Raw genomic sequence first — 21247 nt, 5'->3', positions numbered from 1 at the left:
TACGTCCGAAGTGGGACGCCGGCTGCGCGTGACGGTGGACACGACGTGCGCGTGACGGGCCGTACGGGATCGCGCGGCGCCGTACGGGATCACGGCTCACAGGATCGCGTGCGGCGCGCTGCACGGCATTCCGCCGCGCCCGGCGGACGGCACCGGCGGCCGGCCCGCACAGGCCGTCAGAGGCGTGAAGCCTCCGCCACGGCCTCCGCGAGGCTGTCCACCACCGGAACCCCGGCGGCCTCCAGACTGGCCCGGCTGTGGGCACCGCCGGTGTAGAGGACCACAGCCGCCCCGACATGCGCGGCCGCGACGGCGTCGTCCACCGCGTCACCGATCACGACGACCCGCTCGGCCGGGATCTCCGTCAGGGCGGAGAGGTGGCGGGCCATGTGCTCGGCCTTGCTGCCGCCCGAGGGCCCGGTGCGGCCGTCGACACGTATGAACCGTCGGTCGATCCCGAAGTCGCGCACCAGCGGCACCAGCTGCTCGTGCCCGTGCATGCTGAGGATCGACTGGCTGCGGCCCGCCCGCTGCCAGTCGTCCAGCAGCCGCTCCACCCCCTCGGTGAGCCCGCACGCGACCCGCGCCTGCGCGTAGTGCTGGTGGAAGAGTTCGTCCATCAGCCGCCACTCGGTCTCGGTGGGCAGCCGGCCCATGACCCGCTCGTAGAAACGGGGAATCGGCACGCAGTACAGCTCGCGGTAGCGCTCCAGCGTGATGGGCCCGAGGCCCACCTCGCCGAACGCGGCGTTGGTCGCCTGGATGACGGCGTCGATGTCGTGGAACAGCGTGCCGTTCCAGTCCCACACGATGTGCGTACGAGCGTGCTTCCCCATGCGAGGACGATACCCCTCGCCTACGACGGCCGGGTCAGACGAGGTTGGGGATCTCCTGGACGCCGTACCAGAGCAGCTCGTGGTCCTCCGCGCCGTCGACGGTGAACCGTGCGTCGTCGTCGCCCAGGTCCGCCGCACCCAGGACAGCGGCTGCGGCCGAGACGTCGGCCTCGGCGTCGGAGGAGTCCACGTGCACGGACGCCGCCTCGGCCAGGCGCACCGCGGTGGAGATGCGCACCTCGCCCAGCGCTCCGGCGTCCAGCCCGCGGTCCGGATCGACGGTCGCCGCCGCGTCCGGAACGTCGACGGCGACGACGACCCGGCGACGGGGAGCGGAGGGGTCGGCGGCGACGAGGCGCAGCGATGCGGCAGCGGCGCGGTTGAGCGCGGCGTACTCCAGTTCCTCGATGTCGTCCGACACGTACCACTCGCGCAGGGCGGGGGTGACTGCGTAGGCGGTGAGCGGGGCGGGGCCGAATTCACCCGCCTTGTGCGCCTGTGCGAGACCGGGGAGGGTCAGGGGGACGTAGACGCGCATGGAAGGCCGCTTTCGTAGTCGACAGACGCCCCTCAGGATACGTGCGGCGTCCCCCTTCGGTGGGCGGACGACCCTGTGCGCACCGTCCACCCGACGACGGCCGGATGCCGTTGCGGAAGCCGGGATCCGGCCGGCCATCACCCTGATAGGTGAATCGCCCCCGCCCCGCCGAACCCCCTGGCACGCATTGCCGTCGGCCGGTCACTGCACGTAGAAGGTCAGCGACGCAAGTTACTGCCCGGTATCGGAATGCTCCGGCCGGGCCCGGCAGAGCGGGGCGTTCGCCATGCGACGGATCGACACCACCACCACGGCCCGGGACAGTAGGACCCGGCCCGCGGGCCGCCACGACCAGCGCGGGCCCCGGTCGGTACCCGCGCCCCGCGCCCCGCTCCGGCCGCGGCACCTCAAGCCGCACTACTGGTTCGCCGAGCGCCTCCTGGCGGTGCTCACCGGCCGGCGCCCGGTCCACTGGATGCTCGGCCACACCGTCGGCGAGGCCTACGAGCAGCTGGTGCGCCTCGCCCCGCAAACCCCGCTCCGCACGGACGGCCACCATCCGGTGATCCGCCACTGCGGCGCCTACCAGCCACGTCCGGGCGCCATCGAGGCCTTCGCCCGCATCGGCACGGGTGACCGCGTCAGCGCCATGGCCTTCCGTCTGGAACAGTGCGCCGATCTCCGCTGGCGTTGCACCGCGGTGGAACTCGGCCCGCGCCCCGACTGATCGCCCGTTGCCCGACAATCCGCGGCCGCGCACCGGCGCCTCGGGCACGCGCAGGGCGACGAGCACGAGCAGCCCCGCCGGACAGGCCGCCACCAGCGCCCCGAAGCCCACGGCGCTGCCCCACGGCCCCCTGCGCGCGTCCCAGGGCCTTCAGGCACGCGCAGGGGGTCATAAGGCGCGAGGACCTCGCCCGGGCGCTTGGCCGACGTCGTCCCAGCAGTCCGCCACGCGCAGTACGCAGCCACGCGCCGGGCCTCGGGCACGAGCGGGCCTACGAGCGCAAAAGCCTTGCCGGGCGCCCGCTGCCACGAGAGCCCCGAAAGCCCACGGCGTCGGCACCCGGCGAAGGCCGGCGCGACGAACACCGCCACGGACACATGGCCACGAACACCTGTCGGCAGCGCGAGCCAGGGCCACCGCCCGGCGCATGCTTACGGACACGGCGGGGGCCGGGCTCCACGTGTGTGGTGCCCGGCCCCTGTCCGGTCTCGTCTTCATCGGCCCTGGGCGTCCCAGGCGCCGACGTCGCCCCGGTCGGCTTCCCCGGTATCCCGGCCCGCCGTCCCCGGTAGCGTCTCTGATCGGCTTGGTGATCCCCGGTGTTGTTCAGGGACGTGAGCCAAGCGCCTTCGTGCCCTGGTGCCGAACGGCAGGAGCCGACAGCCCTCGTGGCACGTCCCGCCGGACGCTGGTCGGTGAGGTCTCGCGACCTCACCGAGGAGGGTGCCCGACGTCGCCTGGGCGCCCGGCGTACACGTGACAGTCTGCCATCGCATCGCTACGGATCGCTGATCCGACTGGTGCGCCTCCGCGGCGCCCCCCGGCGCCCGCCCGCCGCGTCACTTCTTGCGGCGGCGGCCTCCGCCCGTGCTCTTCTGCGCCTTGCGGCGCTCCGCGCGCGTCATGCCGTCCGCCGCGGAGCGGACCGGGCCGTCCGTCTCGAAGTCACCCTCGACGATGTCACCCTCGCCGTCCACCTTGGGCGCCGAGAAGTGCAGCCGGTCCGGACGCTGCGGCGCCTCCAGGCCCTTGGCCCGGATCTCGGGGCGGCCCGCACCGGCCGGCACCGCGTCCTGCTTGGCGAGCGAGGGCCGCTCCGCCGCGTCCTGGACGGGCACTTCCTCGACCTGCTGCTCGACCTGGACCTCCAGGTTGAACAGGTAGCCGACCGACTCCTCCTTGATGCCCTCCATCATCGCCGTGAACATGTCGAAGCCCTCGCGCTGGTACTCGACCAGCGGGTCCTTCTGGGCCATCGCACGCAGGCCGATGCCCTCCTGGAGGTAGTCCATCTCGTAGAGGTGCTCACGCCACTTGCGGTCGAGCACGGAGAGCACCACGCGCCGCTCCAGCTCACGCATGATCTCCGAGCCGAGCTGCTTCTCGCGCTCGTCGTACTGCTCGTGGATGTCTTCCTTCACGGACTCCGCGATGAACTCGGAGGTGATCCCGGCACGGTCGCCGGCCGCCTCCTCCAGCTCCTCGATGGTGACCTTCACCGGGTAGAGCTGCTTGAAGGCGCCCCACAGCCGGTCCAGGTCCCACTCCTCCGCAAAGCCCTCGACGGTCTCCGCCTGGATGTACGCGTCGATCGTGTCGTCCATGAAGTGGCGCACCTGCTCGTGCAGGTCCTCGCCCTCCAGGACGCGGCGGCGCTCGCCGTAGATGACCTCGCGCTGGCGGTTGAGCACCTCGTCGTACTTCAGGACGTTCTTACGTGTCTCGAAGTTCTGCTGCTCGACCTGCGACTGCGCGGACGCGATGGCACGGGTGACCATCTTGTTCTCGATCGGCACGTCGTCCGGCACATTGGCCATGGCCATGACGCGCTCGACCATCTGTGCCTTGAACAGGCGCATCAGGTCGTCGCCCAGCGACAGGTAGAAGCGGGACTCGCCCGGGTCGCCCTGACGGCCGGAACGACCGCGGAGCTGGTTGTCGATGCGCCGCGACTCGTGGCGCTCCGTGCCCAGGACGTACAGGCCGCCGAGCTCCTTGACCTCCTCGAACTCGGCCTTGACCGCCGACTGCGCCCGCTCGAGCGCGTCGGGCAGTGCCGCGGCCCACTCCTCCACGTGCTCGTCCGGGTCCATGCCACGCTGGCGCAGCTCGGCCTCGGCGAGATCGTCCGGGTTTCCGCCGAGCTTGATGTCCGTACCGCGGCCGGCCATGTTGGTGGCGACGGTGACCGCGCCCCGGCGACCGGCCTGGGCGACGATGCTGGCCTCACGCTCGTGGTTCTTGGCGTTCAGCACCTCGTGCTGGATGCCGCGCTTGGAGAGCTGCTGCGAGAGGTACTCGGACTTCTCGACGGAGGTGGTGCCGACGAGGATCGGCTGGCCCTTCTCGTGCTTCTCGGCGATGTCCTCGACGACCGCGGCGAACTTGGCGACCTCGGTGCGGTAGATCAGGTCGGACTGGTCCTTGCGGACCATCGGCCGGTTCGTCGGGATCGGCACGACGCCCAGCTTGTAGATCTGGTGGAACTCGGCGGCCTCGGTCTGCGCCGTACCGGTCATGCCGGAGAGCTTGTCGTAGAGGCGGAAGAAGTTCTGCAGGGTGATCGTGGCGAGGGTCTGGTTCTCGTCCTTGATGTCCACCCCTTCCTTCGCCTCGATGGCCTGGTGCATGCCCTCGTTGTAGCGGCGGCCGGCCAGGATACGGCCGGTGTGCTCATCGACGATCATGACTTCGCCGTCGATGACGACGTAGTCCTTGTCGCCCTTGAAGAGCTCCTTCGCCTTGATGGCGTTGTTCAGGTAGCCCACCAGCGGGGTGTTCACCGACTCGTAGAGGTTGTCGATGCCCAGCCAGTCCTCGACCTTGGCGACACCGGACTCGTGGATGGCGACGGTGCGCTTCTTCTCGTCGACCTCGTAGTCGCCGGTCTCCTCGATGCCCTTGAGCTGGTTGCCGGGCTCGCCGCGCTCCAGCCGCTTGACCAGCTTGGCGAAGTCGCCGTACCACTTGGTCGCCTGGTCGGCCGGGCCGGAGATGATCAGCGGCGTACGGGCCTCGTCGATGAGGATCGAGTCGACCTCGTCGACCACGGCGAAGTTGTGGCCGCGCTGGACGAGCTCGTCCTGGGACCACGCCATGTTGTCGCGGAGGTAGTCGAAGCCGAACTCGTTGTTCGTTCCGTACGTGATGTCGCAGCCGTACTGCTCGCGGCGCTGTGCCGGCGACATGTTGGCCAGGATGCAGCCCACGCTGAGGCCGAGGAACCGGTGCACGCGGCCCATCAGCTCGGAGTCGCGCTCGGCCAGGTAGTCGTTCACCGTGATCAGGTGGACACCCTTGCCGGACAGCGCGTTCAGGTAAGCCGGGAGCGTACCGACGAGGGTCTTGCCCTCACCGGTCTTCATTTCGGCGACGTAGCCGAGGTGCAGGGCCGCGCCACCCATCAGCTGGACGTCGTAGTGCCGCTGGCCGAGGACGCGCTTGGCGGCCTCGCGGACCGTGGCGAACGCCTCGGGGAGCAGGTCGTCGAGGCTCTCGCCGTCGGCGTAGCGCTGCTTGTACTCCTCGGTGAGGGCACGGAGCTCGGCGTCGGAGAGGCTGACGAAGTCCTCTTCGATGGAGTTGACCTGGTCCGCAATGCGGTGCAGCTTGCGCAGGATCTTGCCTTCGCCTGCACGCATGAGCTTGGTGAGGACGGACACGGGGGTTGGTCTCCTTGCCGGTCGGGCCTGGCGCGGTCGGAATTCTTTTGAGCAACGGCCATCGTATGCGAGGACCCCGCCACGCCGGGAGGTCCGCTGTCCAGGACAACGCACGGGGCGCCGGGAAGGTGCCGGGCACCCGGGGGAAATCCCGCGGGGCCCGGTGCACCGGGGACGCGGGCAAAAAGCATGGCGTCCGGCTGCCGGACGGGCGGACAATCGGCCGATGGAACCCGTAACCCTCACCACGGAGCGTCTGCTTCTGCGTACCCCTGGGTACGAGGACACCGACGCCGTCTTCCTGGCCTGCCAGGATCCCGACATCCAGCGCTGGACCACGGTGCCTTCCCCTTATGGGCGGGAACACGCCGTGTCCTTCGTCGAGGAGATCGCACCCGGCGGCTGGCGCGACTCCACGATGTGCACGTTCGTGGTGCTGCCGCGCGACGGCGGTCCGCTGCTGGGGTGCATCGGTCTGACGCAGCGCTCCCACCCGGGCGTCTGGGAGGTCGGCTACTGGACCGCGAAGGAGCACCGCGGCCGCGGCTACACGGCCGAGGCCGTCGCCGCGCTGGCCCGCTGGTCCTTCACCACGCTGGGCGTGGAGCGCCTGGAGTGGCAGGCCGAGGTCGGCAACGTGGGGTCGCGGGCCGTGGCGGAGAAGGCCGGTTTCGTCGTCGAGGGCGTGCGGCGCGCCGGCATGCTCGGCAACGGAACGCGCCGGGACAGCTGGGCCGGGGCGCTGCTGCCATCGGACCTGGGGCTGCCCTCGGAGCACGCCTACCTGCCCGCACGGGAGACGGCGCCGCGCTCCTGAGTGTTCCGAGCGACCGCCCCCGCCCGGGGCCTCGCTCCGCGGGACCGGGCCGCAGGGGCACCCCGGCGGAGGGTCCGCTGTCAGTGGCCGCACCTAGAGTTCGGGCATGACGAGCCTGCCCCCTCCCGCCGCCACCCTGTCCGCCGACGAGGCCCGCCGGATCGCCCTGCGCGCCCAGGGCTTCCTCGGTGCCCCCGACCGCCGGGCGGGCGTGCGGGGGGTGCTGCGGCACCTGGGCGCGGTGCAACTGGACACGATCTCCGTCCTGGCGAGGTCCCACGAGCTGATCCCGTACGCCCGGCTCGGCGCCGTCGGCCGCAGGGCCGTCGAGGACGCCTACTGGACCGACGGGCACGCCTTCGAGTACTGGTCGCACGCGGCGTGCGTCCTGCCCGTCGAGGAGTGGCCGCACTTCGCGTTCCGCCGCCGCGCCTACCGGCGCCGCCCACAGTGGTTCCACGAGCTGAAGGACGGGGCCCACGACGCGGTCCTCGCCCAGCTGCGCACCGAAGGGCCGCTGACGGCCACCGAGTTGGGCGGTGCGAAGAACGGCGGGCCGTGGTGGGACTGGTCCGAGTCCAAGGTCGCGGTCGAGCGCGCGCTGATGTACGGCGAGGTGGTGTGCGCGGAGCGGCGCGGCTGGAAGCGGGTCTACGACCTGGCCGAGCGCGCCGTCCCGGACGGGCTGTTCCACGACGACCTCGACGACACGGAGTGCCTGCGCAGGCTGGTGGCGCTGGCGGGGCAGTCGCTGGGTGTCGGCACCCGTGCCGACATCGCGGACTACCACCGGCTCAAGGGCGAGCAGGTCGACGCGGTGATCGCGGACTCGGGGCTGGTTCCGGTCGAGGTCGAGGGCTGGGGCAAGGCCGCGTGGGCCGATCCGGCGGCGCTGGCGAGCGAGCCGCGCGGGCGGCACCGGACGACGCTGCTGTCGCCGTTCGACTCGCTGATCTGGGACCGTGCCCGCACGGAGCGGATCTTCGGCTTCACGCACCGGCTTGAGGCCTATGTGCCCAAGCCCAAGCGGATCCACGGGTACTTCGCGATGCCGCTGCTGTCCGGCGGCCGGCTGCTGGGCCGGGTCGACCCCACGCGCGAGGGCCGGACCCTGGTGGCGCGGCAGGTGTCGCTGGAGACCCCCAAGGCGGTCCGGCCCATGGCACAGGCCCTGGTGGAGGCCGCCCGGTGGGTGGACTGCGACGCCGTGCGGATCGAGGTGGTCCGCGTAGGCCGGGAGGACCGTCCGGACGTCGCCGCCGCGCTGGCCGCTGCGGTCGCCTGAGGGCGGCAGCCGGTCCGGCCCGTCCGCCGGATGCGCCGGGTCCGCCGACGGTCAGCGGATCTCCAGGATCTTCTCCCGCATCGCGTAGACCACGGCTTCCATCCGGGAGTGCAGCTGGAGCTTCTCCAGAATGTTCCGGACGTGATTCTTGACCGTATTCTCCGAAATGAACAGCTCTTTCGCGATATCGCGATTGTTCATGCCGGTGGCGACGAGTTTGAGGACTTCCAGTTCGCGGTCGGTGAGCCGGGGGGCCGGGACCAGGCGGCGCTCGTCGGTGCGCTGGATCATGGACTTGAACTCGGTGAGCAGTTTGGACGCCATGGACGGGCTGATCTGGGACTGCCCGTCGGCCACCGCGCGGATCGCCGTCGCGACCTCGTCGGTGGAGATCTCCTTGAGGAGGTATCCGGTGGCGCCCGCCTTGATCGCGTCGTAGAGGTCGGCCTCCTCGTCGCTGATCGTCAGCATGATGATCTTGGCGCTGGGTGCCACCTCCTTGATGGAGGTGCAGGCCTCGATACCGCCCCGCTTGGGCATACGCACGTCCATCAGCACGATGTCGGGAAGCAGATCGGCGGCCTTGTCCACGGCCTCTGCCCCGTCCCCCGCCTCACCGACGACCTGGATGTCCTCCTCGTGGGCGAGGACGATCTCGAGCCCCCTGCGGAAGAGCGCGTGGTCGTCCACGACGAGGACCCGGATCGGTTCCCCGCGTGACGAGCCCGCGTCGACGCCGGCCGAGGCCGGGCCGACCATGGTCCCGGCGTCCGACCCGTCGTGCACCGGCCCGAAGCTGTCCGCCATCGTTACCTCCCCCTCAAGGCCGTGGCCTGGAGTTCATGCCACGTCAACCGCGGTCCGTTGCTCGTTGGTTGACTCGCGCGGCAATGATTTCATGCCCGAGCGCCCGAGCGGTGATCCTGCGGTGGCACACCAGTGCCCCTGGGGGCGCACGGCCTCTCCAGGGGCACCGGATCGGGTCACCGAGGTGTCAACGTCGTGGCGCGTACCAGGGGGGTCATCCGCCGAGGGCGCTGCCTCCGCCGGCGGACCGCGGGGTGGCGAACGGGTCGGATTCGAGGTGGATCACGCCGTAGTCGTAGGCGTGCCGCCGGTAGACGACGCTCGGCTGCTTGGTGTCGGAGTCGACGAACAGATAGAAGTCGTGGCCGACCAGCTCCATCTCGTAGAGGGCCTGGTCGAGGGACATGGGTGCCGCGGAGTGGGTCTTCTCGCGTACCACGAGGGGACCCTCGCCCTGGATCTCGAGGGAGCCGATCCTGGTGGTGGGAATGGCGTCCGAGATCCCCTCGGAGGCCACTTCGCCGCTGCCGTTGAGCGTGGCCACGCCAGGTACGGCATCGGGTACTTCGGCGGCCGACAGACGGCCGTTGCCACGCCGGGTGAAGCGCTTGTCGTGCTGCTTGCGCAGCCTCGCCTCCAGCTTGGCCGTGGCCAGGTCGAGTGCGGCGTACGGGTCGCCGGCCGCTGCTTCGGCCCGGATCACCGGGCCCCGTGAGAGCAGCGTGATCTCCACGCGGTCGGAACGGTCGGCCTGACGGGGGTTGTGCTCCTTGGACACCTCGACGTCGAGGCTGATTACCTTGGCGTCGAGCTTCTGGATCTTGTCCAGCTTCAGCTTCTCGGCCACGTGCTTACGGAACCGCTCGGGCACCTCGGTCTTGCGGCCCTTGACGACGATGTCCACGCAGAACTCCGTTCCCGGATCGCTCCGCCTGTCCGCGGAGCATCTCCCTCTTGCACCAGACTCCGGTGATTGCCGGAGTCTCGGACTTGGCGAGTTCACCTCCTCCTCCCCCACGGGGGGAAGATCCACACCCCACCGACTTCGAGGCAGGGATTACCCCGAAGCGCAGTTGCGCATTCAGCGAGGCGCGGCTTTCGCCATTCCTCACAACCGAACATAGCTCGCCCGGACGGATGTCGGCACCCGCTACTCGCACGTACCTCCGTTCAGGGCTTTTTCCCCTCTGATCACCTGCAACGATGCAAGATCCCAGTCAGTTCCCGTTTATTTCGAAAGCAAGCGGAGAAGTTGCAACAACCGCGGCTCCGAGCGGGCGGAATCCGCCTGTCCTGGGCCGGCGCGAGCGTGCGCACGCCTGCGCCGCCGCGGCCAGCGACGCACCCGTCGTCAGCAGATCGTCGACCAGGACGATCCGGCAGTCCTCCAGCAGACGTACGGCTCCCGGGGCGGTCTCCAGCGCCCCGTCGAGATTCGCCAGCCGCTCCGCGGCTCCGAGCCCCGACTGGTCCCGCACCGCACGCCGCTGCCGCAGTACACAGGTCACACCTGCCCGTAGCCCCCGGCGGCGAAGCTCGGCCGCCGCCGCGAGCGCGATCCTCCGCCCCGCGTCGTGCCCGCGCGCCCGCACCGCGCCCCGCGCCGACGGGACCGGCACCAGCTCGACACGCCGGTACATACGCCCGTACGGCCCTGCGGGGGATGCCGTGAGGCAGGCCTCCACGGCCCCCGCCAGCGCCACGCCCAGGGGGCGTACAAGGGCCAGAGCGCCCCGTTCCTTGTGTTCGAGGAGGACCGCCCGCACGGCGTCCCGGTAAGGGGCGGCCGCATACACCGCCGGGAGCCCGGCCGGCTCGGGGTCGGGCCGCACCCGTCGGGGCGCGGCCCCGTACAGCTCCCCGGCACACCGGCCGCACAGCTCCGCGTCCGGGCGCCCGCAGCCGCCGCAGGCCGCGGGCAGCGCCAGCCCGGTGATCTCCCGCCACCAGCTCGTCCGCACGGACTCCACTTTCCGCGGAGCCGACGGATACGGCCACTCCTGTGGAAAACCGTGGCAGGCCGTCCTCCGCCGTCCGGACGAGCCTGCCCACCGGCCGCGGAGGGGTCAGCCCGGATAGACCGGGGCGAGACCCTTCTTGTCCACCGTCTTCCAGTTGGCGCCGTGCGGGAGCTTCACGATGCCGTCGTCCTCGGACAGCGCCAGCACCGGCAGCTTCTCGTCGTCCGACGCGGCGACCGCCTTCACCTTGTTGGCGCCGGGCAGCGCCCCGGCCGACGACGTCGAACCGTCCGTCCGCATGTACCGCAGCTGCTCCACCCCGCCGGCTTCACGGCCGACCACCAGGAGCCGGCTCGGACCGGCCCACGACATGGCCGTGACCTCCATCTGCGGGGCACCCTCGTGGAGCTCCACCACGGAGACGCTCTGCTTGCCCTCGGACTCGGTGCGTTCGACCAGGCCGATCTGCAGGGACGTACGGCCGTTCGCGGACACCAGCATCGCGATCCGCACACCGTCGGCGGACACCCTCAGCTCTTCGATGCGCCCACCCTTCAAGCCGTTCACCACGACTTCCTGAGGTGTCCCGGTGCCCTGTGCCATCCACAGCAGACGGGGACGCCGGGGGTCGCGGTCAGCGACCCACAGATCGCCGCGGCCGTCCCAGCTCGGCGCCGACAGGCCGCCGCCCGGCTTCACGTCCTGGCTGGTCGCCAGCGGGGCGCCCAGCTCGCCGCCCTGCGCCAGGGACGCGACGAACAGCGAACGGCCGTCCTGCGACACACCCGCCGCGTACTGCTCGTCACGTGACACCGCGGCCGTGCGCAGCCGCACCTGCCGGCTGCCGAGCGGACCGGCCACCGGCTCGGCCTCGCTGTCGGCGGCGGCGTCCGCCATCCGCACCAGCCGCGCGTCGGCGTCGATGTAGTACTGACGGGGCTTCACCGAGGTGACGACCGGTGCATAGGACTCCGCCTGACCGGCGGTCAGCAGACACAGCTGCGAACCGTTCGCCCGCTGCAGCTCGACCTGGCCTATCCGCGACGACGTCACGTCCCGCACGGTGTACAGCAGCTGGGCCGCCATCTTCCGGCACTGCGTCACATCGACGTCGGACACCTTGTCGTTGAGCGGCACCTTCAGCGTGTTTTGCTCGTCGGGTGTCAGCGATACGACGTCGCCCTTCAGGGCCGTGCCGCTCGGGAAACGCGAATCCACCGCCGGGGCCAGCCAGTTCGTCGGCCCCTCGAGCAGCGTCCGTACGGACTGGGCGACCGGGTCCATCCTCGACTCGGGGTCGATGCGCTGCCGCACGTACACCGGGTCCGCCACGAGACGGTCCTGACCGCTCGCGTAGTAGTACTTGTTGACGGGCTGATAGAGCCGCTGGAAGTCGGACTGACCGAGCAGCAGACCGTCCGGAAGGCTGTCGATGCGCCATTCCTTGCTCTTCGGCCCGTCCTCCTTCACCAGATGGATCTGCTTCCGGAACTCCGTCACCAGGGGCTTGTACGCATGCCGGGAGTCCACCACGGCGACCTGGGAGCCGCTCAGCTCGTAGACGTGGCCCTCCGAGCCGTCCCGGTCGTTGCTCAGAAGCGCGCGGTGCGTCGGACCGTCCGCCAGAACGGTCGTAGCCGCCCCCGGGTTCCAGTCGCGGGCCGCCTTCTTCGTCAGATACTTGCGGGCCATCGTGAAGCGGACGTCGTCACTCGTCATCGCCTCCAGGAACCCGTCGACGATGTCCGTCGGCTGCGCGCCGTCCCGCGGCGGCACCGCGTACACCCGGACCTGGGAGTCCGCCCGCTGCGACGCGTCGACCGGCTCGACCTCCCCGCCGCTCGGCATCGTCGCGCATCCGGACACCACCAGCGCGCAGCCGAGCAGTACGGCCGTCCGCGGTGCGTGCCCCCCGAGGCGGCGGACAACGTCAGCGCCCACGTGGCGTTCCCTCCCGGTCCGGGACCTCCCGGGCCCCGTCGTCCTCCGTGCGGGCGTCCCCCGCCGCACGTGCCACCACCCGGGCCACGCTGCCCGGCAACGCCGTCGGATCGGCCGACGGGCCCGTCACGCGAGGCGCCACCACGGTGTGCGGCGCGGCGGGCAGCTTCCCGCGGTCACCGGCCGACTGCACCGGAACCGCCACCAGCCGGTGGGCACCCTCCTGCACGGGCCCCGCCTCGGCCATCTCCCGGCGATGCCGGGAGTCCTCCGGCTCCAGGGGTATCGGTGACCCGCGCAGCGGTTCGTCCGCGGTACGCGGCAGCGTCAGCCGGAACTGGGAACCGCCGCCCGGCTCACCCCACGCCTGCAGCCAGCCGCCGTGCAGCCGCGCGTCCTCCACCGCGATCGACAGGCCCAGACCCGTGCCGCCCGTGGTACGGGCACGAGCCGGGTCGGCCCGCCAGAACCGGTTGAAGACCCGGGTCGCCTCGCCCGGCTTCAGACCCACGCCGTAGTCACGGACCGCGACCGCGACGGCACCGCCCGCGGCACCGAGCCGTACCACGACGTCCCGGCCCTCACCGTGCTCGACGGCGTTGACGACGAGATTGCGCAGCACCCGCTCGACCCGCCGGGCGTCGGCCTCGGCGACCACCGGCTGCTCGTCCCCGACCACCCGGATACGGCTGCCCTTGCGCTCGGCAAGCGGCTCGGCGCCCTCGATGACCCGGCGCACCACATCGCGCAGGTCTATCGGCTCGGCGTCCAGTGCGGCCGCGCCCGCGTCGAAGCGGCTGATCTCCAGCAGATCGGCGAGCAGCGACTCGAAACGGTCCAGCTGCCCGGCGAGCAGCTCCGCGGACCGGGCCGTCACCGGATCGAAGTCGACCCGCGCCTCGTGGATGACGTCCGCGGCCATCCGCACCGTCGTGAGGGGCGTCCGCAGCTCGTGCGACACGTCGGAGACGAAGCGGCGCTGCATCCGCGACAGCTCCTCGAGCTGCTGGATCTTCAGCTGGAGGCTGTGCGCCATCTTGTTGAAGGCTTCGCCCAGACGGGCGATGTCGTCCTCGCCGGTGACCTTCATGCGTTCCTGGAGCCGCCCCGCAGACAGCCGTTCCGCGACACCTGCGGCCATCCGCACCGGCGTCACGACCTGGCGCACCACGAGCCAGGCGATGGCCCCGAGCAGCACCACGACGAACACCCCGGCGGTGGCCAGCGTGCCCTTGATCAGGGTCAGTGACTTCTCTTCCTGCGTCAGCGGGAACAGGTAGTACAGCTGGTACGGCTCGCCTTGGACGTCGTTCAGCCGCTTGCCGATGACCAGGCCCGGCACCGGTTCCTCGCCGTCGGTGTAGCGGATCCTGGTGAAAGCCTGGAACGTGCCCGCACCCTGGTCCACCGCCTCGCGCAACGTCTCGGGGACGCTCGCCGTCGGATCGACCTGGCCGGAGACCCGCGGGCCGCGGTTGCTGCCGCCGGCCTCGCTGGACGCTGAGCTGAGCGCCACCACCTCGTAGGCGCTCTGACCGCCGCTGGCCAACTGCCCGACCAGATCCGAACGCCAGTTCGTGGCGCTCTTCGCGGTACGACCCTCCGCGGCGTCGCCGTCCTGGCCACCCGGCGCCACAGGAGCGTCGGCTATCTCCTTGGCCACGGCGAAACCGCCTGCGGCCTGGATCTGCGCCGCGTTCTCCTTCGCGTCGAGCAGACCGTTGCGCACCTGCCCGATCACCACGAAACCGAGCAGCAGCACCACGCCCAGCGACATCAGCAGCGTGGCAGCGACGACCCTGAGCTGGATGTTGCGCCGCCACAGCCGCACCGCGGGCAGCAACGGCCTGCGGATCCAGCGCGCGAGCAACCGCAGCACGGGGCCGCCGACGGACCCGTCGTGCAGCAGCAGGCCCCCCTGGGCCAGCCGCCTCATCCGGGACACGCTGCGCCCCGGACCGGCGGACGCCGGCCCGGTACGGTCTCCCGGCCCCCCGGGCTTCCGAGCAGCGCCGCCCCGGTCCATATCAGTTCGGTCCCGCCTTGTAGCCGACACCGCGAACGGTCACGACGATCTCCGGACGCTCCGGGTCCTTCTCGACCTTGGAGCGCAGTCGCTGCACGTGCACGTTCACCAGCCTGGTGTCCGCCGCATGCCGGTATCCCCACACCTGCTCGAGGAGCACCTCGCGGGTGAACACCTGCCACGGCTTACGGGCGAGCGCGACCAGCAGGTCGAACTCGAGGGGAGTGAGCGCGATCGACTGGCCGTCGCGCTTCACCGAATGGCCGGCCACATCGATGACCAGGTCACCGATGGCCAGCTGCTCCGGGGCCGGCTCCTCCGACCTCCGCAGCCGGGCCCGGATACGGGCCACCAGCTCCTTGGGCTTGAACGGCTTGACGATGTAGTCGTCGGCGCCGGATTCCAGGCCGACCACCACATCGACGGTGTCGCTCTTCGCCGTGAGCATCACGATCGGCACACCGGACTCCGCCCGGATCAGGCGGCACACCTCGATACCGTCCCGGCCGGGCAGCATCAGGTCGAGCAGCACCAGGTCGGGCTTGGTCTCCCGGAAGGCTGCAAGCGCCTTGTCACCGTCGGCGACGAAAGACGGCTCGAAACCTTCACCACGCAGCACAATCCCGAGCATCTCGGCCAGTGCGGAGTCGTCGTCGACGACAAGGACGCGTCCTTTCATAATCGACATCATCCCATTAGCTAATGGGGACCCGTCGTGACCTGGACCACAGAGCGGCCCCCTCCGCCGCCCGTGAGCGGCGTAATGACGCCTCTCCGGCCCCTGGCCGCCGTCACCGACTCGGGTGTCCCGGCAACGAACGCAGCGCCGTACCCCCGGCTCCCAGCGGTCCCACCGGCGCCCCGGCAGCAGCCGCCCGTACCGCCGACACAAGCGGAATAGTGAGCTCCGTCACTCCCGGCCTTCGCCCCCTCGCCGTCCCGCCCCGGTAATCGAAAGTACGCAGCAGTGACGGGGCCGGGAACGGCCGTCCGTACCCCATGGCACGATGGCTGGGATCCCGCCGCCCCACCCGCGGCCGGGCACGAGAAGGAGCCACGATGAACGAGTCTCCGGGCTGGGCCTCGCCCGGATCCGCCCCCTCCGACGAACCGGGTCACGGCGCGCCAGGACCGAACGCTTCCGGAGACGCGGACAGCACCCCGAAGTGGTCCAAGGAGCAGCCGCCGGCAGAACAGTGGTCCCCGCCGGCCCACACGGCCCCTTCGGGCACCGCACCCGGTACCGCCGCGGGCTGGGCCGGTCACCCCGGAGGCGCCGGAGGAGGCTGGGGTTCGGGATGGGCACCGCCGCCGGCGGCGAAGCCGGGAGTCATCCCGCTGCGCCCCCTCGGCATCGGCGAGATCCTCGACGGTGCGGTGTCGACCATGCGCGCACACTGGCGTCCCGTTCTCGGCGTCACGCTCACCGTCGCCGTCATCACCCAGCTCTGCGTCATCCTGGCGCAGCGCTTCCTGGTCCCCCAGACCCAGCCGGTCGAGCCCGGCGCCGACCCGGCCGAGGCCATGGGCCAGATCGCCGAGTCGACGACCAACAGCCTGCTCGGGCTGCTCCCGGTCGTGCTCGTCTCCCAGATCGGCATCGTGGTCACCGCGGCGATACTCACCATGATCGTCAGCCGGTCGGTCCTGGGCCGCCCCGTCAGCTTCTCCGAGGCATGGCGCGAGGCCCGCCCGCGCCTTCTGGGCATGCTGGGCCTGAGCCTGGTCGTACCGGTGCTGGCCGGCGTCATCATGACCGTGGCAATCCTGCCCGGACTGCTCATCGGGTCCACCATGGGCATCACCCTGGCCGTGCTCGGCGGATTCGCGGCGGCCGCGGCGATCGTCTGGCTGTGGATCCGCTTCAGCCTCGCCTCTCCCGCCTTCATGCTGGAGCGCCAGGGCATCATCACGGCGCTGCACCGCTCGGCCAAGCTGGTACGCGGAGCCTGGTGGCGGATCTTCGGCATCAGCGTCCTGACGCTCGTCATGACCGCCATCGTCTCGATGATCATCGCGGTCCCGTTCACCATCATCGCGCTCATCGCGGACATGGAGAACTTCCAGAACGTCATGACGGGGACCAGCACCCAGTACGGCTGGGCCTTCCTCGTCATCACGGGCATCGGATCCGTGATCGCCTCTGCGATCACCTACCCGATCTCCGCCGGCGTCACCGTCCTGCTCTACATCGACCAGCGCATCCGCCGCGAGGCACTCGACCTCGAACTCGCCCGCGCCGCGGGCGTGCCCGGCTACGACACCAGCGGGAGCTGATGCGGTGTCCGCAACGGGGGGCATGACACCGGCGTGGCTCATCCGCACCACCCGGGACGTACCGGTGGACACGCCTCGCGTCCCCGCCCGCGAGGCGGCCGAACGCGAGCTGTCCAAGCCGATGTACCACGAGAACGATCCCGGACTGATCCAGCGTGCCCTGGACCGCTTCTGGGAGTGGGTCGACGACCTGTTCAACGCCGCGGCCGGTGCCACACCGGGCGGTATCGTCGGCGTCGCCGTCGTCATCACGGTCGTCGTCGCCCTGGTCGCCGCTCTCTGGTGGCGACTGGGCACTCCGCGCCGCGCTCCCGCCACGGGCACCGGCCTCTTCGACGACTCTCCCCGCAGCGCCGCGGACCACCGCACGGCCGCCGAGGCCCACGCCGCCGGCCACCGCTGGAACGACGCCGTCCAGGAACGGATGCGCGCGATCGTCCGGTCCCTGGAGGAACGCACCCTCCTCGAACCGCGGCCCGGACGCACCGCCGACGAAGCCGCCTCAGAGGCCGCCCTGTCCCTTCCCCACCACGCCGAAGGACTCCGCGCCGCCGCCCGCGAGTTCGACGACGTCACATACGGCGGCCGGACCGCGACCCAGGAGGCATACGAGGAGCTGCGCCGACTGGACCTCGACCTGGAACGCACCAAGCCCGTCCTGAGCTCGGTGGACGGAGCAGCCCCATGACGGTGACGACGACTCCCCCATCCACCTCCACCGCGCCCACGCCCCAGCAGGTGTGGACGCGCACCCGCGGACTGCTGCTCACCGCCGTGATCGTGCTTGCGGGAGCCATCGCCCTCGCCGTCGTACGCTCCGGAGAGCAGCACGGCCGGCTCGACCCCCGCTCCGCCGACCGTTCCGGCAGCCGCGCCGTGGCGGAACTGCTGCGCGGCCACGGCGTCGACACACGCGTCGTGACCACCCTCGACGAGGCCACCGCCGCCGTCGCCGCGGACACCACCCTTCTCATCATCACGCCCGACGCTCTGACGAAGAATCAGCAGCAGGCCCTGCGCGCGGCGTCCACCGACTCCGGTGGACGCACCGTACTGGTCTCCGCCGGCCACGCCTCGGCCGAAACACTGGCCCCCGGGGTGACGGCCGTCGTCCCCCCGGTCCGTGTCACCGCACGCGCCCCCGAGTGCTCCGCGCCAGAAGCCGTCCGCGCGGGCCGCGCCGACACCGGCCGCATGCGCTACCGCACGGCGAACGCCGGCGCCATCGGCTGCTATCCCGCCGACGGCCTGCCCACGGTCCTCACCGTGAACCGCCCGCACGGCGGGGACACCGTCCTCCTGGGCGCACCGGACATCCTCCTCAACAGCCGTCTCGCCAAGCAGGGCAACGCCTCGCTCGCTCTTCAACTCCTCGGTTCCCGCCCGCATCTGGTCTGGTACCTCCCCTCACTCTCCGATGCCACGGCCACCGACGACGCGGATCGCAGCTTCACCGAGCTGGTCCCGCCCGGCTGGCTCTGGGCAACGCTCCAACTGTTCATCGCCGCCGTACTGGCCGCCGTCTGGCGTGCCCGCAGACTCGGCCCGCTGGTGACCGAGAAACTGCCGGTGGTCATCCGCGCCTCGGAGTCGGCCGAGGGCCGTGCCCGCCTCTACCGCAAGGCCAACGCCCGCGACCGCGCGGCCACCGTGCTGCGCTCGGCGACCCGCACCCGCCTCGCCCCCTTGCTCGGCGTGCCGGCAACCCAGGCCCACTCTCCCGGCGTCCTCGTCCCCGCGGTGGCCGCACGGCTGCCCGCCACCGACCGGGACCTCTCCTCCCTCCTCTTCGGCACCGTCCCTGTGGACGACGCCGAACTAGTCCGTCTGGCAGACCAACTCGACACCCTCGAAAGAGAGGTACGCACTTCATGAGCGCCCAGCCCGTAGAGAGCTCGGACAGCGCACGCGCCTCGTTGGAGGCCCTGCGCGCCGAGATCGCCAAGGCCGTGGTCGGCCAGGATCCGGCCGTCACCGGGCTCGTCGTCGCTCTGCTCTGCCGCGGTCACGTCCTGCTCGAAGGCGTGCCCGGCGTCGCCAAGACGCTTCTGATCCGTACGCTCGCCGCTTCCCTCGAACTCGGCACCAAGCGCGTCCAGTTCACCCCCGACCTCATGCCGAGCGACGTCACGGGCTCACTCGTCTACGACGCCCGCACTTCCGAGTTCTCCTTCCAGCCCGGCCCGGTCTTCACCAACCTGCTGCTGGCCGACGAGATCAACCGGACGCCCCCCAAGACCCAGTCCTCCCTGCTGGAGGCCATGGAGGAACGGCAGGTCACGGTCGACGGCGTCCCGCGCCCCCTGCCCGAGCCGTTCCTCGTCGCAGCCACGCAGAACCCGGTCGAGTACGAAGGCACTTATCCACTGCCGGAAGCCCAGCTCGACCGCTTCCTCCTCAAGCTGACGATCCCCCTGCCCTCACGCGACGACGAGATCAACGTCCTAACCCGTCACGCCGAGGGCTTCAACCCCCGGGATCTGCAGGCCGCAGGCGTGCGCCCGGTCGCAGGCCCTGCAGACCTGGAGGCGGCCCGGGCCGCGGTCGCCAAGACCACGGTCTCCAGCGAGATTGCCGGTTACGTCGTCGATATCTGCCGTGCCACGCGTGAATCCCCCTCGCTCACTCTCGGCGTCTCCCCCCGAGGCGCCACTGCTCTGCTGTCGACGGCGCGTGCCTGGGCCTGGCTCACCGGCCGGGACTACGTCACCCCGGACGATGTGAAGGCCCTGGCCCTCCCGACCCTCCGGCATCGCATCCAACTGCGGCCCGAGGCCGAGATGGAAGGTGTCACGGCCGACTCCGTCATCTCCGCGATCCTCGCTCACGTCCCCGTCCCGCGCTGAGGCGAACGATGGCCCTCACAGGACGCACAGCCCTCATCGCGGCCCTGGGCTCGCTCCCGGTCGGCATCCTCGCCCCCAGCTGGTCGGGAATGCTCGCGGTGAACGCTCCCCTCACCCTCGCAATTGTGTGCGACTACGCTCTGGCCGCACCAGTGCGCAGGCTTCAGTTCACCCGAAGTGGCGACACATCAGTTCGACTTGACGACGAAGCAAAGGTGCACCTCACCGTCACCAACCCATCCCGTCGCCCACTGCGCGCCCAGCTCCGCGACGCCTGGCCGCCCAGCAGCTGGCCCTCAGGGGCGGACGAGAGCGTGTCCCGGCACAGGATCACCGTCCCCGCAGGCGAACGGCGACGCGTCACGACGCTCTTGCGCCCCGCCCGCCGCGGCGACCGGCGATCCGAACGTGTCACCGTGCGCTCCTACGGCCCGCTCGGTCTCGCCGCCCGGCAGGGGAACCACGACGTGCCCTGGACCGTGCGGGTCCTGCCGCCTTTCACCAGCCGTAAGCACCTGCCGTCGAAGCTGGCCCGGCTCCGTGAACTCGACGGCGGCACCAGCGTGCTGACGCGTGGTGAGGGGACCGAGTTCGACAGTCTCCGCGACTACGTCCCCGGTGACGACACCCGCTCCATCGACTGGCGGGCCACCGCGCGCCAGGCCGCGGTCGCCGTGCGCACCTGGCGCCCGGAGCGCGACCGCCACATCCTCCTGGTACTCGACACCGGCCGGACATCGGCCGGCCGGGTCGGCGACGTCCCCCGCCTCGACGCTTCCATGGACGCCGCCCTGCTGGTCGCGGCGCTGGCGTCTCGCGCAGGCGACCGCGTCGATCTTCTGGCCTACGACCGCCGCATCCGTGCCCAAGTGCAGGGACGCGCGGCGGGTGATCTGCTTCCGTCGCTGGTCAATGCCATGGCCACACTCGAGCCGGAGCTCGTCGAGACCGACTCCCGCGGCCTCAGCGCGGCCGCCCTGCACAGCACACCGCGCAGATCGCTGGTCATCCTCATCACCAGCCTCGAAGCGGCTCCGATCGAGGAGGGCCTGCTGCCCGTGCTCCCCCAACTCACGCAGCGCCACACGGTGATGGTCGCCTCCGTGGCCGATCCCCATGTCGCGGAGATGACCAAGTCCCGCGGCTCCATCGATGCCGTGTACGAGGCGGCCGCGGGCGCTCAGGCCGTCGAGCAGCGTCGCCGTACGGCGGAGCAGCTGCGTCGCCACGGTGTCACTGTCGTCGACGAGCCGCCCGAGGAACTGGCTCCTGCTCTTGCCGATGCCTATCTCGGGCTCAAGGCCGCGGGTCGCCTCTGATCGTCTCTGCCGGAATGGCGGCCGGCTGGTACTGCAGCCGGCCGCCATTCCGTTCGGTGCTCCGACGATCATCCGGCAAGTCGGAGACACCAAGGCACATCAAGGGGTGTACAACGCAGGGAAGCCCCGCACCTCACGGTGCGGGGCTTCCCCATTCACAATTAGTTCGGCGGCGTCCTACTCTCCCACAGGGTCCCCCCTGCAG

At 70.9% G+C, this 21247-nt stretch carries 17 protein-coding genes; 8 read left to right on the top strand and 9 right to left on the bottom strand.

From position 1 onward, the window contains the following. Positions 1 to 176: 176 nt before the first annotated feature. The gene (locus ACZ4Z5_RS28545) at positions 177 to 836 is read right to left on the bottom strand and encodes an HAD family hydrolase (protein ID WP_468267804.1); all 660 of its coding nucleotides are present in this window, start codon (positions 834 to 836) and stop codon (positions 177 to 179) included. Between the two features lie 34 nt (positions 837 to 870). Further along, positions 871 to 1374, bottom strand: a complete 504-nt coding sequence (locus tag ACZ4Z5_RS28540) for a DUF6912 family protein (RefSeq protein ID WP_468267801.1) — start codon at positions 1372 to 1374, stop codon at positions 871 to 873. Positions 1375 to 1660: 286 nt separating this feature from the next. On the opposite strand from ACZ4Z5_RS28540, the gene ACZ4Z5_RS28535 reads away from it, so the two are divergent. Further along, the gene (locus tag ACZ4Z5_RS28535; protein WP_468267798.1) at positions 1661 to 2101 is read left to right on the top strand and encodes an Rv3235 family protein; all 441 of its coding nucleotides are present in this window, start codon (positions 1661 to 1663) and stop codon (positions 2099 to 2101) included. Between the two features lie 839 nt (positions 2102 to 2940). Here ACZ4Z5_RS28535 and secA read toward each other — a convergent pair. Further along, a complete protein-coding gene (gene secA, locus ACZ4Z5_RS28530; RefSeq protein WP_468267795.1) occupies positions 2941 to 5763 on the bottom strand; it encodes a preprotein translocase subunit SecA in 2823 nt (940 codons plus the stop codon). 226 nt (positions 5764 to 5989) lie between these two features. Here secA and ACZ4Z5_RS28525 point away from each other — a divergent pair, with 226 nt between their 5' ends. Next, entirely contained in the window at positions 5990 to 6580 is a 591-nt protein-coding gene (locus ACZ4Z5_RS28525; protein WP_468267792.1) for a GNAT family N-acetyltransferase, read from the top strand. Between the two features lie 106 nt (positions 6581 to 6686). Beyond that, positions 6687 to 7865, top strand: a complete 1179-nt coding sequence (locus tag ACZ4Z5_RS28520; RefSeq protein ID WP_468267789.1) for a winged helix-turn-helix domain-containing protein — start codon at positions 6687 to 6689, stop codon at positions 7863 to 7865. Between the two features lie 51 nt (positions 7866 to 7916). Here ACZ4Z5_RS28520 and ACZ4Z5_RS28515 read toward each other — a convergent pair whose 3' ends face one another. From ACZ4Z5_RS28515 to mtrA, 6 genes are all read right to left on the bottom strand, one after another. Beyond that, positions 7917 to 8672, bottom strand: coding sequence for a response regulator (locus ACZ4Z5_RS28515; protein ID WP_468267786.1), 756 nt, complete (start codon positions 8670 to 8672; stop codon positions 7917 to 7919). Positions 8673 to 8886: 214 nt separating this feature from the next. Then, complete coding sequence (gene hpf / locus ACZ4Z5_RS28510) at positions 8887 to 9576, bottom strand: ribosome hibernation-promoting factor, HPF/YfiA family (RefSeq protein ID WP_468267783.1); 690 nt, start codon at positions 9574 to 9576, stop codon at positions 8887 to 8889. A 313-nt stretch (positions 9577 to 9889) separates the two neighbouring features. Beyond that, positions 9890 to 10633, bottom strand: a complete 744-nt coding sequence (locus ACZ4Z5_RS28505; RefSeq protein WP_468267780.1) for a ComF family protein — start codon at positions 10631 to 10633, stop codon at positions 9890 to 9892. A 105-nt stretch (positions 10634 to 10738) separates the two neighbouring features. After that, positions 10739 to 12574, bottom strand: a complete 1836-nt coding sequence (locus ACZ4Z5_RS28500) for an LpqB family beta-propeller domain-containing protein (RefSeq protein ID WP_468267777.1) — start codon at positions 12572 to 12574, stop codon at positions 10739 to 10741. Further along, complete coding sequence (gene mtrB / locus ACZ4Z5_RS28495) at positions 12564 to 14600, bottom strand: MtrAB system histidine kinase MtrB (RefSeq protein WP_468267774.1); 2037 nt, start codon at positions 14598 to 14600, stop codon at positions 12564 to 12566. The genes ACZ4Z5_RS28500 and mtrB overlap by 11 nt, the downstream gene beginning before the upstream one ends. Before the next feature lies 1 nt (position 14601). After that, on the bottom strand, positions 14602 to 15291 hold the full coding sequence (mtrA, locus tag ACZ4Z5_RS28490) for a two-component system response regulator MtrA (RefSeq protein ID WP_468267771.1): 690 nt from the start codon (positions 15289 to 15291) through the stop codon (positions 14602 to 14604). A 368-nt stretch (positions 15292 to 15659) separates the two neighbouring features. Here mtrA and ACZ4Z5_RS28485 point away from each other — a divergent pair, with 368 nt between their 5' ends. From ACZ4Z5_RS28485 to ACZ4Z5_RS28465, 5 genes are read left to right on the top strand one after another with little or no spacing between them, the layout of a single operon-like run. Further along, on the top strand, positions 15660 to 16877 hold the full coding sequence (locus ACZ4Z5_RS28485) for a DUF7847 domain-containing protein (protein WP_468267768.1): 1218 nt from the start codon (positions 15660 to 15662) through the stop codon (positions 16875 to 16877). 4 nt (positions 16878 to 16881) lie between these two features. Continuing rightward, positions 16882 to 17565, top strand: a complete 684-nt coding sequence (locus tag ACZ4Z5_RS28480) for a DUF4129 domain-containing protein (protein WP_468267765.1) — start codon at positions 16882 to 16884, stop codon at positions 17563 to 17565. Next, a complete protein-coding gene (locus ACZ4Z5_RS28475; protein WP_468267762.1) occupies positions 17562 to 18752 on the top strand; it encodes a DUF4350 domain-containing protein in 1191 nt (396 codons plus the stop codon). Before ACZ4Z5_RS28480 ends, ACZ4Z5_RS28475 begins: the two co-directional genes overlap by 4 nt. After that, positions 18749 to 19723 carry an AAA family ATPase gene (locus ACZ4Z5_RS28470; protein WP_468267759.1) on the top strand — a complete coding sequence of 325 codons (975 nt, stop codon included), beginning with the start codon at positions 18749 to 18751 and terminating at the stop codon, positions 19721 to 19723. Before ACZ4Z5_RS28475 ends, ACZ4Z5_RS28470 begins: the two co-directional genes overlap by 4 nt. 8 nt (positions 19724 to 19731) lie before the next feature. Further along, positions 19732 to 21042: a DUF58 domain-containing protein gene (locus tag ACZ4Z5_RS28465; protein WP_468267756.1), complete on the top strand. Its 1311-nt coding sequence runs from the start codon at positions 19732 to 19734 to the stop codon at positions 21040 to 21042. Positions 21043 to 21247 lie beyond the last annotated feature (205 nt).

The sequence above is a fragment of the Streptomyces sp. NPDC030222 genome, assembly GCF_055573115.1.
This window is presented reverse-complemented; position numbering and strand designations above follow the sequence as displayed.